18 protein-coding genes are annotated in these 16,489 nt (G+C 38.0%); 9 read left to right on the top strand and 9 right to left on the bottom strand.

Annotated elements, in window-relative coordinates:
• The first annotated feature begins 104 nt into the window (after window positions 1–104).
• The 8 genes from tnpA (at window position 105) to U9K52_RS02910 (ending at window position 5,772) form a co-directional block, all read left to right on the top strand.
• On the top strand, window positions 105–557 hold the full coding sequence (gene tnpA, locus U9K52_RS02945; RefSeq protein ID WP_322925236.1) for an IS200/IS605 family transposase: 453 nt from the start codon (window positions 105–107) through the stop codon (window positions 555–557).
• Window positions 558–642: 85 nt separating this feature from the next.
• Entirely contained in the window at window positions 643–1,821 is a 1,179-nt protein-coding gene (trpB, locus tag U9K52_RS02940) for a tryptophan synthase subunit beta (protein WP_322925234.1), read from the top strand.
• Window positions 1,822–1,984: 163 nt separating this feature from the next.
• Window positions 1,985–2,719 (top strand): tryptophan synthase subunit alpha, encoded by a 735-nt coding sequence (trpA, locus tag U9K52_RS02935; protein WP_322925232.1) that lies wholly within the window; start codon window positions 1,985–1,987, stop codon window positions 2,717–2,719.
• A gap of 32 nt (window positions 2,720–2,751) precedes the next feature.
• Window positions 2,752–3,477 (top strand): lipoyl(octanoyl) transferase LipB, encoded by a 726-nt coding sequence (lipB, locus tag U9K52_RS02930; RefSeq protein ID WP_312174145.1) that lies wholly within the window; start codon window positions 2,752–2,754, stop codon window positions 3,475–3,477.
• 25 nt (window positions 3,478–3,502) lie between these two features.
• On the top strand, window positions 3,503–4,096 hold the full coding sequence (locus tag U9K52_RS02925; protein WP_263603638.1) for a hypothetical protein: 594 nt from the start codon (window positions 3,503–3,505) through the stop codon (window positions 4,094–4,096).
• Window positions 4,097–4,257: 161 nt separating this feature from the next.
• A complete protein-coding gene (locus tag U9K52_RS02920) occupies window positions 4,258–4,890 on the top strand; it encodes an NAD(P)H-dependent oxidoreductase (protein ID WP_322925227.1) in 633 nt (210 codons plus the stop codon).
• A 24-nt stretch (window positions 4,891–4,914) separates the two neighbouring features.
• On the top strand, window positions 4,915–5,349 hold the full coding sequence (locus U9K52_RS02915) for a MarR family transcriptional regulator (RefSeq protein ID WP_322925225.1): 435 nt from the start codon (window positions 4,915–4,917) through the stop codon (window positions 5,347–5,349).
• Window positions 5,350–5,772, top strand: coding sequence for an organic hydroperoxide resistance protein (locus U9K52_RS02910; protein ID WP_169229868.1), 423 nt, complete (start codon window positions 5,350–5,352; stop codon window positions 5,770–5,772).
• A 96-nt stretch (window positions 5,773–5,868) separates the two neighbouring features.
• Here the strand turns inward: U9K52_RS02910 and U9K52_RS02905 are convergent, their stop codons facing one another.
• From U9K52_RS02905 to U9K52_RS02865, 9 genes are all read right to left on the bottom strand, one after another.
• Window positions 5,869–6,498: a peptide deformylase gene (locus U9K52_RS02905; protein WP_322925223.1), complete on the bottom strand. Its 630-nt coding sequence runs from the start codon at window positions 6,496–6,498 to the stop codon at window positions 5,869–5,871.
• A 238-nt stretch (window positions 6,499–6,736) separates the two neighbouring features.
• Window positions 6,737–7,609 (bottom strand): ChaN family lipoprotein, encoded by an 873-nt coding sequence (locus tag U9K52_RS02900; RefSeq protein ID WP_322925221.1) that lies wholly within the window; start codon window positions 7,607–7,609, stop codon window positions 6,737–6,739.
• Window positions 7,610–7,789: 180 nt separating this feature from the next.
• The gene (locus U9K52_RS02895; RefSeq protein WP_322925219.1) at window positions 7,790–8,818 is read right to left on the bottom strand and encodes a hemin-degrading factor; all 1,029 of its coding nucleotides are present in this window, start codon (window positions 8,816–8,818) and stop codon (window positions 7,790–7,792) included.
• Window positions 8,819–8,822: 4 nt separating this feature from the next.
• Complete coding sequence (locus U9K52_RS02890; protein ID WP_322925217.1) at window positions 8,823–9,473, bottom strand: class I SAM-dependent methyltransferase; 651 nt, start codon at window positions 9,471–9,473, stop codon at window positions 8,823–8,825.
• Window position 9,474: 1 nt separating this feature from the next.
• Window positions 9,475–10,245 (bottom strand): heme ABC transporter ATP-binding protein, encoded by a 771-nt coding sequence (locus U9K52_RS02885; RefSeq protein ID WP_322925215.1) that lies wholly within the window; start codon window positions 10,243–10,245, stop codon window positions 9,475–9,477.
• A complete protein-coding gene (locus U9K52_RS02880; RefSeq protein WP_322925213.1) occupies window positions 10,242–11,285 on the bottom strand; it encodes an iron ABC transporter permease in 1,044 nt (347 codons plus the stop codon). The genes U9K52_RS02885 and U9K52_RS02880 overlap by 4 nt, the downstream gene beginning before the upstream one ends.
• Entirely contained in the window at window positions 11,269–12,147 is an 879-nt protein-coding gene (locus U9K52_RS02875) for a heme/hemin ABC transporter substrate-binding protein (RefSeq protein ID WP_248392256.1), read from the bottom strand. The genes U9K52_RS02880 and U9K52_RS02875 overlap by 17 nt, the downstream gene beginning before the upstream one ends.
• Before the next feature lie 137 nt (window positions 12,148–12,284).
• The gene (locus U9K52_RS02870; RefSeq protein ID WP_322925211.1) at window positions 12,285–13,412 is read right to left on the bottom strand and encodes an HmuY family protein; all 1,128 of its coding nucleotides are present in this window, start codon (window positions 13,410–13,412) and stop codon (window positions 12,285–12,287) included.
• An 11-nt stretch (window positions 13,413–13,423) separates the two neighbouring features.
• Entirely contained in the window at window positions 13,424–15,559 is a 2,136-nt protein-coding gene (locus tag U9K52_RS02865; protein WP_322925209.1) for a TonB-dependent receptor plug domain-containing protein, read from the bottom strand.
• A gap of 95 nt (window positions 15,560–15,654) precedes the next feature.
• On the opposite strand from U9K52_RS02865, the gene U9K52_RS02860 reads away from it, so the two are divergent.
• Window positions 15,655–16,473: a T9SS-dependent choice-of-anchor J family protein gene (locus U9K52_RS02860; protein WP_263603650.1), complete on the top strand. Its 819-nt coding sequence runs from the start codon at window positions 15,655–15,657 to the stop codon at window positions 16,471–16,473.
• Window positions 16,474–16,489: the final 16 nt, after the last annotated feature.

Raw genomic sequence — 16,489 nt, 5'->3', positions numbered from 1 at the left:
AATAATTTTTAAAATCCAAACAGAGTCCCGAAGGGACGACCTATAACAGAATCGGATGTAAGTCCGATTTAAATTACATCAAAACAATTTAAAAACACAAACAGATGTCACAATCATTAGTAAAAAATTATGTACACATTGTTTTCAGTACAAAGTACAGAGAAGATTTCATCGATGAAAAAATAGAAAAGGAATTATTTTCATACATCGCGGTCATTTGTAAAAATTTAGAAAGTACAGCACTGCAAATTGGAGGAACAGATAACCATATTCATATACTCTGTGTACTTTCAAAGAAAATTGCATTAATGAAACTCGTTCAGGAAATTAAAGCCAATTCATCAAAATGGATAAAAACAAAAGGAAAAGAATATGAAAATTTCTTCTGGCAGGATGGCTACGGAGCTTTTTCAGTGACTGAAGAAAATGTATTTGTTGTCAGAAAATATATCAGAAACCAAAGACAGCACCATCAAAAAAACCACTACAAGGAAGAACTGATAGACATTCTCGAAAAACACAAAATGAAATATGATGAAAAATATTTATGGGATTAGTTTAATTGGACTGCATCCAATCCTGACATATGCCGTCCCTTCGGGACTCGCCCAATCAAAATAATATAACTTTAAAAACCAAAATATGAATTACAAAAATCCCGATAAACACGGATATTACGGCGAATTCGGAGGAGCTTTCATCCCCGAAATGCTCTATCCCAATGTAGAAGAATTACAATCCGGTTATCTTGAAATCATTGAATCTGAAAGTTTTCAACGAGAATATCAGAGCTTATTAAAAAATTACGTTGGGCGTGCAACCCCTTTGTATTTTGCAAAAAATTTAAGTGAGAAATACAATACCAAAATATACCTCAAAAGAGAAGACCTTAACCATACCGGAGCCCACAAAATCAACAATGCAATCGGCCAAGTTTTATTGGCAAAACGACTCGGGAAAAACAGGATTATTGCAGAAACCGGGGCAGGTCAACATGGAGTAGCTACTGCAACAGCATGTGCTTTATTAGGTCTTGAATGTATTGTTTACATGGGAGAAATTGACATTCAACGACAGGCCCCGAACGTTGCCCGAATGAAAATGCTTGGCGCAGAAGTCATTCCCGCAACTTCAGGTTCCAAGACATTAAAAGATGCGGTGAATGAAGCCTTGCGCGACTGGATCAACAATCCCTCAACCACACATTATGTCATTGGAAGTGTGGTGGGACCACACCCTTTTCCGGATCTCGTAGCCCGATTTCAGAGTATTATTTCAAAAGAAATCAAAGAACAGCTGCTGGAACAGACGGGGCGTGAAAATCCTGATTACGTCATTGCCTGCGTTGGCGGTGGAAGCAATGCTGCAGGGGCTTTTTACCATTTTGTAGAGGAAAAAAATGTACAACTGATCGCAGCCGAAGCCGGAGGTTTCGGAGTAGATTCGGGAAAATCTGCTGCCACAACTTTTCTGGGAACTTTAGGCATTCTTCATGGAAGCAAAAGCCTGGTGATGCAGACAGTTGACGGACAGGTCATTGAACCCCACTCCATTTCCGCAGGCCTGGATTATCCGGGAATTGGGCCGTTCCATGCTAATTTATTTAAAGAAAACCGGGCAGAATTTTTCAGCATTAATGATGAGGAAGCCTTGCAGTCGGCGTTTCAGCTCACCAGGATCGAAGGCATTATTCCGGCTCTGGAAAGTGCTCATGCTTTAGCCGTTTTGGATAAAAAAAGATTCGAAAAAGATGATCTTGTGGTGATCTGCCTCAGCGGCCGCGGGGATAAAGATATGGAAACATATCTGAAACATCTATAAAATAAATCGTATTACGTTTTTATCAACCCGTAAAAGAAGTAAATTATTAAAGAAAACATAATCAAAGATTTTACACTTTTGAAAGCTGTTGGTTTTGATTAATATTTACAAATATCTTTTGTCTCTTTTGCGGTTAAAACAACAACATTAAAAAAGGTTTAAAATGAAAAAACTAAACATATACTTCACCGCAGGAATTCCTCAACTGGAAGACACCGGAGAAATTATAAAACTTATTCAGGATTCCGGTGCGGATATGATTGAAATCGGAATGCCTTATTCCGACCCGGTTGCCGACGGACCTGTTATTCAGAAGGCTCACGAATTGGCACTGAAAAACGGAATGACCATCGACAAGCTTTTCTCACAATTAAAATCCATTAAAAATGAACTCAAAATTCCTTTGATTTTAATGGGTTACATCAACCCCGTCTTAAGTTTCGGCTTTGAAAGGTTTTGTAAAGAATGTTCCGAAAGTGGTGTTTCAGGACTTATTATTCCTGACCTGCCCCCCATTGAATTTGAAAAAAACTATCATTCAATTATTAAAAAATTCAACTTGAATTTTACTTTCCTGATCACTCCTGAAACATCAAGTGAAAGGATCTTGTATCTGGATTCTTTAAGTTCCGGGTTTCTGTACGCCGTAAGCTCCTCATCGACCACCGGAAATCAAAATGCAGATTTAAACAATGAAGACTATTTTTCAAGAATCTCCTCTTTAGCTTTAAAAAATCCGATAATGATCGGCTTCGGGATTAAAACAAAACAGGATTTTGAAAATGTTAATGAAAAGGCCGCCGGCGGAATTATAGGAACTGCCTTTGTCGATATTTTACTCAGTCATAGAAATTGGAAGAACGAGGCTATAGATTTCATCCATTCGATCAAAGCGTAAAAATCACTAAATTTGTGTCATCAAAAAATAAAATGAATACACATCAGAATAAAGTTGTAGAATTTGAAGATTTGGGAACAAGAGATTACCAGTCAGCGTGGGATTATCAGGAGTCTCTGATGAAAAACATCATTGATCTTAAAATCAAAAACCGAGATCTGCCTGCAGAAGAGCATTCTACTACACCTAACCACTTCCTTTTAGTAGAACATCCGCATGTTTACACCTTAGGAAAAAGCGGACATGAAGAAAATATGCTCGCCGGAATCGACAAATTAAAGGAAATCGATGCGACTTTTGTAAAGGTAAACCGCGGCGGTGACATTACCTATCACGGATACGGACAAATTGTGGGCTATCCAATTTTAGATCTTGAAAACTTTTTCACCGATATTCATAAATATATGCGGAATCTGGAGGAAGTGATCATCAGAACCATTGCAGAATACGGACTGAAAGGCGAACGTTCCGAAGGGGAAACCGGAGTCTGGCTGGATGTAGGAAAACCTTACGCCAGGAAAATCTGCGCAATGGGCGTGAAAGCTTCTCGATGGGTTACGCTGCACGGTTTTGCACTAAATGTAAATACTGATATGCGCTATTTCGAATACATCATTCCGTGCGGAATCAAAGACAAACAGGTAACTTCCTTAAAAAGAGAGCTGGAAAGAGAACTTACACCTGAAGAAATGGAAGATCTCAAATCAAAGATCAGAAACCATTTTGAGGAGGTTTTTGAAGCGGAAATAAAATTTTAACTAATAACCACAAACAAATTAAAGTATGAGAGCTTATTTAATTATATGCCTTATTTTCCTTTTAACATCATGTTCTGAAAAAATAGAAAAACAAGGGCTTAAAGTGATTGATAAGTCTATAGGCTTGTCAATGATTGTTCCGGATAGTTTTTCAAAACTTGACGAAGAAACAAAACTTGAAAAAGTTCAAAAAGGTAAAAAGGTCATTGAGGATTTGCATGATTCTGTATTTGTTTTAAATGACATACAAAAAGCTAATATTTTTAGTCATGACGACAATAATATGTTTGTTTTAAATACACAGAATTACGATTTTGAGACACAAGGAGAATATAGATCTGCCATTAATAATATAAATAAGCTGATATACGAAACTCAAGTTAAAAACTATCCGGAAACAAAAATTGATTCTTCTACGACCACCGAAATTATTGATGGAATTGAGTTTATGAAATTTACCTTAAATGCAACAATTTCCAAAAATGCAACCATGCATATGGTAAATTACAACCATTTGTTTGATAATAAAAAAGATCTTAAAGCTGCAGTTATTTTTACCGATGAAGCATTGGGAAAAGCAGTATTAAAAAGCTTCAAAGCAGCCAAATTCAAAAAATAGATTCACTTACGATTATAATTATAGCGTAGCCAGGAAACAATAAACTTCAAATTTATAAAGAACATTTTGTCGCAAAAAAATCAAAATATTAAATTAAATTGCACACAATTTAATTTGGCAACATTTTTGCATAGACTAATTCAAATAAAATAATTAGCAAAATGTCATTAATAGAAGATTTAAATTGGAGACATGCTGTAAAAGCATATGATCCTACAAAAAAACTCAAAGAAGAAGATTTAAATAAAATTTTAGAAGCAGCAAGGCTTGCTCCCACTTCATCGGGTTTACAGCCATTTCGTGTTATTGTTGTTGAAAATCAGGAATTAAAAGAGAAAATGGTTCAGGGAGCCTTGAATCCGGAAGTGATGAGAGATTCTTCCCACGTATTGGTATTCGCCGCATGGGACAGCTATTCCGATCAAAAAATCGATAAAGTATATGATTATCATACTGATGTGAGAGATCTGTCTAAAGGCCGTTTTTCAAGCTACACTGATAAACTTAAAGAAATATACGGAGCGCAAACTCCTGAACAGCATTTCGCGCATACGGCAAGACAAACCTATATTGCTCTGGGACTTGCCATGGCTCAGGCAGCAGAACTGAAAATCGACAGCACCCCTGCAGAAGGGTTCAGCAATGAAGTAGTGGATGAAATTTTAGGCCTGAAAGAGTTGGGATTAAAGAGCGTAAGTTTACTGTATCTGGGATACCGGGACGAAAAAAACGACTGGCTTTCGCACATGAAAAAAGTGAGAATTCCAATGGAGGAATTTATTATTAAAAAATAATCAACACCTTAATTTTTTCAAATCATGGAACAACAGGAATCTTTAAAACTGCAAAACCAACTCTGCTTTCCGCTGTATGTAATCGCAAAAGAGATCACCGGCCTTTACCGCCCGTTCCTTGATGAGCTGGATATTACCTATCCCCAGTATCTTGTAATGATGGTATTATGGGAAAATGATGGCCTCTCTGTAAACCATATCGGCGAAAAGCTGTATCTCGACAGCGGGACACTGACGCCCTTACTGAAAAGGCTGGAAACCAAAGGTTTCATCCAGAGGAAAAGGAAAAAGGAAGATGAAAGGGTGGTTGAAGTATTCACCACGGAAACAGGGAAAGCTTTAAAAGCAAAAGCCTGTGAAATTCCGGAAAAAATATATAAAAAGATCGATGTATCCGAGCAGGACTGGATTGATCTTAAAACAAGTGTATTAAAAATATTAAATAAAATAGAAAAATAAATGAAAACCTTATATACAACAAAAGTAACAGCAACAGGAGGAAGAAATGGACATGTAAAAAGCGACAACGGAGTCCTTGATTTAGATGTTAAAATGCCGAAAGCTCTCGGAGGAGCCAACGATGATTTCGCCAACCCGGAAATGCTTTTCGCAGCGGGATATTCAGCGTGTTTTGACAGTGCACTGAACAGGGTTATCTCTTTATCAAAAGTCCAGACAGGAGAGACAACTGTTACTGCGGAAGTGAGCATCGGACAAATTGAAAACGGAGGTTTCGGACTGGCTGTTCAGCTTGATGTCAATATTCCAGGAGTTTCCCTGGAAGAAGCACAGTCTTTAACAGAAAAAGCACACCAGATCTGTCCTTACTCCAACGCTACAAGAAATAATATCGAGGTGAAACTTTCGGTAACGAATAATTAGAAATTAGCTTGTTACCTGTAATAAAGTTTAAACCTTCGGTTTGCGGTTAAAATAAAATCTGTTTCTCAGGAAGCAGATTTTTTCATATCACAGAAACTATCTGGTCACAGAATCTGCTTTTTTAAAAGCGTCCACTTTCTGGTACGCATTATTCTTTTCTTTCTCTTTTTTATCAGAAATTAAAATTCCGAAAAGATGGTCGATCTCATGCTGGAAGATCACGGCAGTAAAACCTTCCACAATTTCTGAATACTTTTGCCCTTTTAAGTCAACATATTCCAGCTGGATCACTTTGCTTCTGTAAAACTGATCCCTGAAATCAGGAATTGAGAGGTCGCCTTCCGGACCGAGATTCTGCAGCTCAGATCTCCAGACAATGACAGGATTGATGAAGTATTCTAACGGTTCACCTACCTTATCAAAACGCTGTACCCAGATCACTTTTCGGTTGATTCCCACTTGCGGTGCCGCGATTCCTACTCCGCCATCCGTTGACAGCAGGGATTCTTTCATCCTTTTAACTAAAACTGCGGTATTTTTATCCAACGGATCAATTTCCGTAGAAAGACTTAGTAAAGTTTTATGCTGATGTTCATCAGTAGTCTGGTAAATCGGCAGTGCAGTATTGGTATCTCCCTGATTAATAATAAAAATCTCATCAGAAGAAAGTTTCTGTGCGTTCAAAAGACTCATTAAAAAGATGAAGAGAAATGATATTTTTTTCATATTACCGGAATATCAGACAAAAATAAAAGATGTTTTAAATTTTTCAAAGCCGATTCGTATTATTTAAAGATCATAGCAGCTTTTTGGTATCTCTGACCACAGATTTTATAGATTCTCAGATGATCGTGAATAACTTTATTGATTTTTTTAAGTTTTATTTAAATTCTAAAATTAAAACACTTCTCACTTCTCACTTCTTACATCTTACATCTTACATATTACGTTTCACTTACTACCTTCAATACGTTTTCGTCATATCCGCAGGCAATATCAGGTTAAAATCTGTTGGCACATACCCTTTTTCCGGAACTTTCAGCTCAGGATCTTCCGATTCAAAAACGGAGATTACAGCCATTTTAAGATCAGGATTCTTTTGTCTGATGTACCAATAAATTCCACCAAACTCTTTGCTATGGTAATTTCCGTTGTAATGAATGAATGTTTTTCCGGACTGAATATTTTTAAGAATCGATTCCGCCATGGTGGCATCTTTAATGGCTTGTGCGGAGACAAAATTCATTACTTTCATTTCTTCCGCATGGTCGCCCATCATTTTTTTCATTTCCTGATAACCTGGCGTTTCCAGAGTGACTGTTATCGGAAGCTGTGCAATATAGGTTTTATCTTTCGCCGGTAAACTATTCAAAGATTCCAGTCCTTCCTTTGAAGTCTGGGAAGCATATCTTCTGGGAACATTGGTGGCAATGAAAGGCAGTTTTTTGGCTTTTGCAAAATCAACCAAAGGTTTATAATCTGTTGAAAAATTATTCCACAAACGGGCAGAATCTTTCAATCCTTTGGAATCGAATATTCCGGAAAAATACTTATTAAGCTGTTCCTGATTGTCTCTTTCAAACATTTCGGCACCCAGGATCAGCTGTCCGTTTTTCTTTTGGTAAAGCGCCTCGGTAACTTTCAGCTGAAGCCAGTGATTGATGGAGTTATTATGATTTTCACCAAAGAAAACAATATTGTAATCAGCAAGTTCCTTCACCATTTTTTCGGTGCTGATTTTTTTTCCTTTTTTATTATAGAACTGATAAGCTTTGAAATTCTGGGCATTCAATGAGCAAAAAAGAGCAAGCAATATTATTGAGAAAATGTTTTTCATTTTATTTATTTTTTAACACAAATAATTTTCACAAATATCACAATACTTTTTGATTTTTCAGGTCCATGATAATTTAATAAAAGGATTTGGGTTATTTATGAAATATTTTTGCAAATTGTGTTTAGATCAAAAAAGCCGCCCTGCACAAAACAAAACGGCTAAAAAAAACGATCTAACTATTTATTTTTCAAGGTCTGCAACAAGGTTTTTCCATTCCTGCAGTTCCGGAATTCCCGGCTTTCTTTTTCCAAAAAACTGTACGATGAAATCTCCTTCTTTGTTGAATACTTCAATAGCCGTAACCTCTCCGTCTTCCGTAGGTTTCTTCACGATCCATGCTTCAGCGATTTTTGTGACATCAAGGTGAAGGTTAAAGTCCGGATCCATCACATTGAACCATTGCTGGTGCCAAAGTGTTTTTTTCACATTCCCTGTATGAATCTGGATAATTCCTCTGTTTCCAACAAAAATCATGATTGGCAGCTGTTTTTCAGAAGCGTCTTCCAAAACGTTAACTACTTTCGAGCTGTCGATTTTTTTGGTAAAACCTTCCGGAGCCAGTCGTAATGCCTGCGTTCTGCTCACCCCGAATTTTCTGGTCATCATAAAGAAATCATGCGTATCTTTCAGGTCCGTCCAGGCTTTTCGGAAACCTTCCACATCAATTTCGGAATCCGGCTTTTCTTCCGCTTTAGGAGCTACCGCTTCGCATTCTATGATTGAATGCTGTTCATCTGCTTTAAATTTTTCCACTATTGCATCAAAAGCAGCTTCATTACTGTCTTTGGTTAAATAGATTTTATGTAATGCCAGTCCGTCTTTTCCGAAGAACTGCAGGCTTTTTTTATCACCTTCCACCACTGCAAAAGCGAACTTCCAGTGGTTAAGAAAAATTCTGAGGTCAATATCCTCTCCCACGAAAAGCTGTGCATGAGGACTGCTGAAATCACCATTCAGGTAGGTTCCTTTTCTTTCATGAACACATTCGTCATTACGGGTAAGCGCCATTACTTTTCCCAGCTGTTCCGCTTCCGTCAGAATATCTTTAAATTCCGGCTTTAAAACCGTTACACCTTCGCCAACATTCGTAGCCAGCAGTTCTGCTTCGCTTACACCCAGCTCTGCCGCTGCATTGCGAATTCTCAAATGAGGATTATCTGCTTTAAGAGCTTCCCATTTTTCTTTAAGATCGTGTACTAATGTGCTCATTATTTTATTTTTTAATGGTTAAAATTGTATAATTTCTTGTTATTGTTTCTTCTGATGTTTTGCTTTTGATCTGCTCTTCCCGTTCTGAAATTTTCATTCTTTTAAAATGGCTTTTCGAGATTATTTCTTCCATTTCAGTGTTGCTGTACAATTTGAAATCAAACTGTGTGAAAGGCAGTTTTTCCATAAATTCTCGTTGTCCGAATGTTAATACAAAGGTTCCGTTGTCCTTCAGAACCCGGTATATTTCATTTAAATATTCAACAGGCTGCTCCCAGAAATACACGGTGTTTACCGTAAATATCTTGTCGAAAGTTTTATCCTGAAATGGTAATTTCCTTCCCTCATACAAAACAAAATCCACCTGACCTTCAAAATGCTTATTCAGTCTTTTTGCCTCGTTGTGCATGGTTTCGGAAATATCAATTCCGGTATATTTTATATTTGTAGCTTTGTTTAAAATGCTTTTTACGTGGTCAGCATTTCCGTGCCCGATTTCAAGGATGTGTTCATCGTCTTCTATTAAAAGCGTCTGAATACTTTCCAGTGTCATTCCGATATTGGTGTCATTCATTATCTCACCAATTTCAATTCCCTTCTTTCCCTGCGGATTGGCAAGGTTTTGTGCTAATATTTTTAAATCCTGTTTTTCCATTTTATCCGAAAATAATCATTGGCCTGCCCGTAATCGGATGATCACAGATCGTGCAGGGAAAATTGTAGGCTTCACTGATATTTTCAGCGGTAAAAACTTCTGTCGGTGTTCCACAGGCCGTCACACGTCCAGATTTCATTAGTAAGATTTTATCCGCGTACTGCGCAGCAAGATTCAGATCATGGAGTACAACAATGGCTGAATTCGTTTTTCCCGTAAATTTTTTGATGATTTCCAATGCTTTGTACTGATGTTTTACGTCCAGATTATTCAAAGGTTCATCGAGAAAAAGAACTTTGTGGGCAATTTCATTTTGGAGCTGTGCCATGACCCTGGATAAGTGCACTCTTTGTTTTTCGCCTCCTGATAACGTGTTATATTCTCTTTCTTTAAGATGGAAAATATCGGTCTCGTACATCATCGTATTCATGGCTTCATAATCTTCCTGAGCCGGTTGTGCATCGAAATACGGGTAGCGTCCCATCATCACAACATCTTTCACCTCAAGCGGAATATCATTGCTGTTATGCTGTGAAAATTTTGCCTTATGTTTTGAAAGCTCATCGACTTTCCAGTCGCTGATATTTTTATCTTTAAATAAAACCCGTTGTTTTGACTTTACTTCATTTGCCAGGATACTCAACAAACTTGATTTTCCGGCTCCGTTCGGGCCTACGATAGCCAAAAATTCACCATATCCGAGGTGAACATCCACCGAATCCAGAATATGAAATTCTTTATGTCTGTAACTGATCTGATGTGCCTTTATCATGACAGTGATTTTTTGAATTTAATTAAAATGGCAATGAAAATCGGACCTCCCATTAATGCTGTTAAAATCCCGACAGGAAGCTCCGAAGGTTCAACAATGCTCCTGCTGAATGTATCCGCCGTTAATAATAAAATACTTCCGCAGATTGCTGATAAAGGCAGGATAAAAGCATAATCTGATTTAAATAAAAGCCTTAAAATATACGGCACAATAAGTCCGACAAACCCAATTGTTCCCGAAAAAGCCACACAGCTTCCGATCATTAATGCCGTAATAATGATAATCTGTTTTTTCAAGGCTTCGACGTTGATTCCCAAGTGTTGCGCATCTTTTTCACCTAGCATCATTGCATTCAGTGCTTTACCTTTAGGCAACAGAATGCTGTAGGAAATCAGAAGAACAATTCCTAAAATGATGTTCTTCGTCCAGGTCGCAGCGGCTAAACTTCCTAAATTCCAGAATGTTAAATCTCTCAATTGCTCGTCTTTTGAAATATAAATCAGGAATCCGGTGATAGAAAATCCGATGGCTGTTATGGCAACTCCGGACAACAGCATCATAACCACATTGGTTTTTCCTCCACTTGTTGAGATTTTATACACCAACAACATTGATAATAATGAACCGGCAAAAGCGGCAATACCCACCAGCGAAAATTGTACAGCTTCAGGAAGATACTGTCTGAAATGTCCTCCTAAAACAATCGTAATTGCGGCAAGTAACGTTGCTCCCGATGTCAGTCCGATTAAATCTCCTGTTGCCAGCGGATTTTTAAACAATCCCTGAAGGCTCGTTCCGGAAACGGCAAGCATACTTCCGATAAGTATGGCCATTATAATCCTGGCAGCCCTTACGTCCCAGACTACATATTGATCACTTAAAGACAAGTCCGGATCATCTTTTATAACTTTTCCCAACACTTCAAAAGCAGATTTGCCGGCGAAATCATAAACTCCGGTATTAAGTGACCATACTACTATGATGAGAAGCAGTATGGCACTTATGGTAAGGTAAACGTATAATTTACTTTGCGTTTTCAATGAGAAGTTTGTTTAATTCCACAGCAGCCTCACCCAGCCTTGGTCCGAAACCGGAAACCAGTCCGCCATCCATTGCGATGATCTTTTTATTTTTTCCGGCGTTGGTTTGGGCAACACCCGGCATTTTAAGCGCGCCTTCATTTCCTCCGGCACCCTGCAGTCCGCTGGTGAAGAAGAATAAAACATCAGGGTTTGCTTTTACCACAGCCTCCGGTGTTAAAGGTTTAAAATCTTCAAAGTCATTAACTGCATTTTCGCCTCCTGCAATTTCAATTAAAGAAGCCATGGGTGTATTTTTTCCTGAAACCATCAGCATATTTCCTCTGGCGTAGATGAATAGTACTTTCGGCTTTTTAGCGATAGGCTGAATCTGCTTCAAATCCGCATCAATTTTATCGTTGAGCTTTTGATAATCTGTATTTCCGATGGCTTTTGCAACATCTGCAATTAGCTTTTTGGTTCCGTCTACGGTAAATTCCTGCTTAAAAATTTCAGTTTTAATTCCTGAAGATTTGATTTTACCCATCAGTTCAGGATTAATGTCTTTATCTGAAGCTAAAATCAATGTCGGAGATACGGCCATGATCGGCTCAATTGTCATTGATCGTACATGCCCTAAATCTTTCGCTGTCGCTTTAAGAGATTCCGGATAAGTACTGGTAACATCTGTTCCCACGATTTCTTTTTCGTGGCCTAAAGCTGCTACAATTTCCGTGATTCCACCATTAAGCGTTACTATTTTATTACTTGATTTCGGTGTTTCGGCTTTTGTTTCCGTTTTAGTTTCCGTTTTAGCACCTTCCTCCTTTTTACAGGAAAATACTGCCATCAGTACAGAAGCTGCAAGGATGAATTTTTTCATAGATATACTTATTATTTGTTTATTTTAATTTGATGTAACGCAACGTCCACAAAGGATTTGTTAAAAATAATTGTGAATATTTCCGTTCGCAAAGGCGTTGCGCTCAGCTAAGCACACTGATATTAAATATTATTAATTTACAAAGGTTTATATTCGAAAGAAGGGAAACCTCTTTCATCTTTAACTCCCTGATCGTCCGTATTGGCTTTGGTAAGTCTGGTAAATCTCAGCTTGAAATAATACCCGTTGGGATCTTTGAGAATATAAAACCGGTCCCCGTAAACTTCCAGGCCATTGGTACCTACAGGATTTCTCCAGTTGGAACCGATTACGCGCTGATCGTTGTAGATGAATTTGGAAGAATTAATATCAGAAGTTTTAAAATTATTATACGCTTCCACTCCTGAAGTTCCTGCAGAAACAAGTACCTCGTAAGCGCCTGTTCCACCAACATTATTGATCGTTACAAAGTCGGCATAAATATAGCTTCCTGCTCCGGCAATCGTGTTGGTAAATACTGTGAAGCACAGGTCCCATTTTTTCTTTTCAGGCTGAATGGATACTTCATTTTTATTTTTTAAGCTGATAAAATTGTAGTTATAAGCCGTATTCTTGGCTACCATTATTTCAAAATAATTGTTTCCGTCTATATCGGCAGATTTTACTTTATATCCTTCTCCTGAACGAACAATCTGTACTTTTTTCCATCCGCGGCTGTCACCTCCCGTAGCTACGGAACCAACGGGTACGGAACCATTATAGATTTCTTTACCCATATTAACAAGATAAACCGCATTCTCAGAATCATTGGCTTTAATTTCTTCAATAGCAGTATATCCGGAAGGAAAATTTCCTTTAACATCATCGATATAAACCTCGTTGGCAGGATTGAAGTTGGCTACCTGAACCTGATTTTTCAAGGTGGAAACGGTAGCTTCCGTGACCTGACTGAAATCTGTAACATTAGGGATTTTAGCTGCAGCCATCATGATGGAAGAATTCAACACGACTTTAAATTCCGGTCCTGAATATAGGGCGAGATCCCAATCGGTTCTTCTGGTAAGTTTTTGTACAGGTCCTTTCGTTATCGGATCAGTTTCGCTGAGATCAATCCACACCTGATTGGGTTGTGTTGCCCCACCTACCCTTGGATCTGCAATGGCTCCTTCTATTTTGGCTACCGATACAGGATCTTCATTATCATTAATACAGGATTGAGAAATAAAGGAAGCTCCTACAAGCAAACAATAGAGTATTTTTTTCATTTTTAATGTATTTAAAAATTATAATTTAACCTCATGAAATAACTTCGTCCATAGAACAGATTCTGCAGTCCGGAAGAGGCATTGTGGGTATCCCCAGACTGAATGGTATTTTTCACACTCGTCACGTCGAAGATATTTTTGATCCCTGCGCTTATTTCAAAATGATTATTAAAGAAAGGCTGGCTCACCGTGAAATTCAACATACTGAAATCCCCGATTTCCCCTAAAATATATTGCCCCGGATCTCCCGGATCGTTTTCTTTTCCCTGATAAGTGTAGCGTCGCTGAGTTCCGGTGTATTTATAATACAGTGCAAACAAAGTTTTTGACAACGGCAAAGTGTAGTTGGCAGCAAGATTTGCTTCAGCATAATAATTATAATCATCAGGTGAAGTGATGTTTCCTGTATTTAAAATCTGTGAAACACCCATAACCGAAACTCCTGCATTTAAAGAAAGATCTCCTTTTCTTACGTTAATTCCCCCTCCGAATAAGATTGATCTGTAATCGTCTACATTCAGGAAAGTTATTTGCAGCGGGCTATTGTTGATGATCACATCTTGTATTCTGTTTTGCACGTCTAGGTACATTCCTGATAAGCTAAAATTAAATTTCCAGTTGCTGGAGTTGGTTAAAGCATAGTCCCAGAAAACGGAAGCAGAATAACCGGTTTCAGGTTTTAAATTTTCATTTCCTCTGATGTCGTGATTGTTATCTACTACAAAAGTGTATAATTCATCGTAAGTTGGAAATCTGTTGGCTGAACCGAAAACGGCACGGATGTCCGAATTTTCAGAGGTTGTAAATCTTAATGTTCCCGAGTAATTATATTGCGAACTGAACCTGTCGCTCAGGGCCAGCCTTACTCCGGGACGGAATGAAAACCAGTCATTTACTTTCCATTCAGCTGATAAGAAATTAGCATAATTGAATATAGCGCGTTCAATACTTTTTCCATTGTTATTGCTTTCAAAAGTAGTTGCATCGGCAAAACCCTTCGTACGGTCTAATTCGTATCCAAGCTGGAAATTAATTTTTTCGTTATCTAAAAAATTACTGAACATTCCCCTTGAGTACAATACGTCGGATTTGTAGAATGTAATTTCAGAATCTCTGGAGATTTCCTGTCGGTTGGGAACATCATACGCATAAACCTGTGATTTTCTTTCCTGGCTTTGATAAGAGAAGTCTCCGTTATAGTTAATTCTTCCGAATTTTGTCTGAATATTAAACTGGTGAATCCAACGGTTGGTACGATAATCTTTGTCGTTTGCGGTATATGTTCTGTTTCCTCCACCCAGAGGAAGGTCTGTGACTAAGGGGTTATAATAATTAATTTCTTCCGTAAGAAAGTTCAGCTTATAAAAGAAACTTGTATTGTCTTTATTGTAGCGGATTGTTCCGTTTGTGGTGAGCTGATCTTTCGGCTGCCAGTCGTACCCGCGCTTTCCGTCGTTATTTTCACTAAAATATTTATATCCGTTAAGCGAACCTTTATAACCCTGGAAATCATTATGATTGATATCTGCAGAAAGAGACCAGTTGTCATTAAACCTGTACCCAAGATTCAGTGACTGGATATGGCGTCCATTTCCTTTTTTGAACCAGTCGTAGTCTTTTCCCACCGTTTCTTCCTGTATGGATGCCAGCGCGGTAAACTTTTTACTATAATTTTTTTTCGTAATGATATTGATGACTCCGGCTACCGCATTATTTCCGTATTCCACGCCCATTGAACCTTTTACTACCTCAATTCTTTCGATATTGTTGACATTGATTTTGGTAAGATCTACCAGATTTCCCATGCCTTCATCGCTTACAACCGGAATATTATCAATAAGTATCTTGGTATATTCACCGCTGAGCCCCATAATATTCGCACTGGAGTTTCCTGAACTTTTACTGGGTTCTATTAAAATATTAAGATTTTGATTAAGCACTTCGGCAACATTGGTTACCGCCATATTTTTGATCTGCTGCGCATCAATTACTTCAACTTTATAGATCGATTTGTCAATAGATTGCTGCATAAATTGCCCGGTAATAATTACCTCATCTATTGTTTTCTGCTTAAGAGAATCTTTTTCCTGTGCATTCACCCATAAAACAACGGATAAGGATAGTATGGAAAGCACTTTCTTTTTCATAGACGAAAAATTTTTGACAAATATATAATTTTATTTAGAATAGTTAAAAATAAATATTATAATTTTGTGGAATAATTCTAAATAAAAATAATGTTATGAAACTAAGACTACTTTTAGGAACTTTACTTTTTACAACAATGGCTGCACATGCGCAGGTAGCAACACTTAATGAAAACTTTGACGGCTTTACCGCAGGGAACACTACTTTCCCACAAGGCGGCTGGTCGGCCATAACGGCTTCTCCAACCCAGGAATTCCCACCGGTATCTCCCAGAATGATCGTTGCTATAGACAATAATAATTCTGCTAATAAGTTCGTACAGTCTTATGCCGGAAACAACGGTTCTGCACCGTCTTACCTCATTTCTCCTCAAATTACAGCTCCTGCAGGCGACAAAACATTATCTTTCCAGACTACTCTGGTTTCTCCGTCGCCAGGTCCGGGAACGATACAGATCGGACTGGCTTCGAATCCTGCGGATATGTCTACCTTTGTTGCCGTTGGAAATCCAATCACTGTATCAACAATCGGAGCCGTTCAGAATATCAGCCTTACCATTCCGGCTTCTTCTTCACAGTATATTGTATTCCGCTTTACCCCTTCGGCAACGCACGTGGCAGTACAGATTGATAATGTAGTATATAACACTGCTTCAAATCTTGCTGTTTCCGATCATATCAAATCTCAGGAATCTGTAAGATTTGCAGTGAATGCAGAAAATACTGTGTTACAGTTTATCACTAAAAAAGATCCGGAAAACATCAGTATTTATTCTGCATCCGGACAAAAAGTGGCGGGCGGCAAATTAGCCGGAAGATCTTTCGATATCAGTACATTGCAGGCAGGAGTATATTATATCATTATTGAAACTACAGAAGGTTCTGCAGTAAAATCCAAGTTTATAAAGAAATAAGATTAATTAGACAGCC

The sequence above is a fragment of the Chryseobacterium sp. MHB01 genome (assembly GCF_034651565.1).
In the GTDB taxonomy this organism is placed as follows: domain Bacteria; phylum Bacteroidota; class Bacteroidia; order Flavobacteriales; family Weeksellaceae; genus Chryseobacterium; species Chryseobacterium nepalense.
The sequence above is the reverse complement of the archived record's forward strand: the minus strand, read 5'-3'. Positions and strand labels throughout refer to the sequence as shown.

Excerpts from the sequence above, each read along its gene's own strand:
- U9K52_RS02865 (WP_322925209.1), bottom strand. The coding sequence starts at position 15,559 with ATGAAAAAGAAAGTGCTTTCCATACTATCCTTATCCGTTGTTTTATGG.
- U9K52_RS02875 (WP_248392256.1), bottom strand. The coding sequence starts at position 12,147 with ATGAAAAAATTCATCCTTGCAGCTTCTGTACTGATGGCAGTATTTTCC.
- U9K52_RS02900 (WP_322925221.1), bottom strand. The coding sequence starts at position 7,609 with ATGAAAAACATTTTCTCAATAATATTGCTTGCTCTTTTTTGCTCATTG.
- U9K52_RS02905 (WP_322925223.1), bottom strand. The coding sequence starts at position 6,498 with ATGAAAAAAATATCATTTCTCTTCATCTTTTTAATGAGTCTTTTGAAC.
- U9K52_RS02860 (WP_263603650.1), top strand. The coding sequence starts at position 15,655 with ATGAAACTAAGACTACTTTTAGGAACTTTACTTTTTACAACAATGGCT.
- U9K52_RS02895 (WP_322925219.1), bottom strand. The coding sequence starts at position 8,818 with ATGAGCACATTAGTACACGATCTTAAAGAAAAATGGGAAGCTCTTAAA.
- U9K52_RS02920 (WP_322925227.1), top strand. The coding sequence starts at position 4,258 with ATGTCATTAATAGAAGATTTAAATTGGAGACATGCTGTAAAAGCATAT.
- U9K52_RS02890 (WP_322925217.1), bottom strand. The coding sequence starts at position 9,473 with ATGGAAAAACAGGATTTAAAAATATTAGCACAAAACCTTGCCAATCCG.
- trpA (WP_322925232.1), top strand. The coding sequence starts at position 1,985 with ATGAAAAAACTAAACATATACTTCACCGCAGGAATTCCTCAACTGGAA.
- U9K52_RS02885 (WP_322925215.1), bottom strand. The coding sequence starts at position 10,245 with ATGATAAAGGCACATCAGATCAGTTACAGACATAAAGAATTTCATATT.
- lipB (WP_312174145.1), top strand. The coding sequence starts at position 2,752 with ATGAATACACATCAGAATAAAGTTGTAGAATTTGAAGATTTGGGAACA.
- tnpA (WP_322925236.1), top strand. The coding sequence starts at position 105 with ATGTCACAATCATTAGTAAAAAATTATGTACACATTGTTTTCAGTACA.
- U9K52_RS02870 (WP_322925211.1), bottom strand. The coding sequence starts at position 13,412 with ATGAAAAAAATACTCTATTGTTTGCTTGTAGGAGCTTCCTTTATTTCT.
- trpB (WP_322925234.1), top strand. The coding sequence starts at position 643 with ATGAATTACAAAAATCCCGATAAACACGGATATTACGGCGAATTCGGA.
- U9K52_RS02910 (WP_169229868.1), top strand. The coding sequence starts at position 5,350 with ATGAAAACCTTATATACAACAAAAGTAACAGCAACAGGAGGAAGAAAT.
- U9K52_RS02925 (WP_263603638.1), top strand. The coding sequence starts at position 3,503 with ATGAGAGCTTATTTAATTATATGCCTTATTTTCCTTTTAACATCATGT.
- U9K52_RS02915 (WP_322925225.1), top strand. The coding sequence starts at position 4,915 with ATGGAACAACAGGAATCTTTAAAACTGCAAAACCAACTCTGCTTTCCG.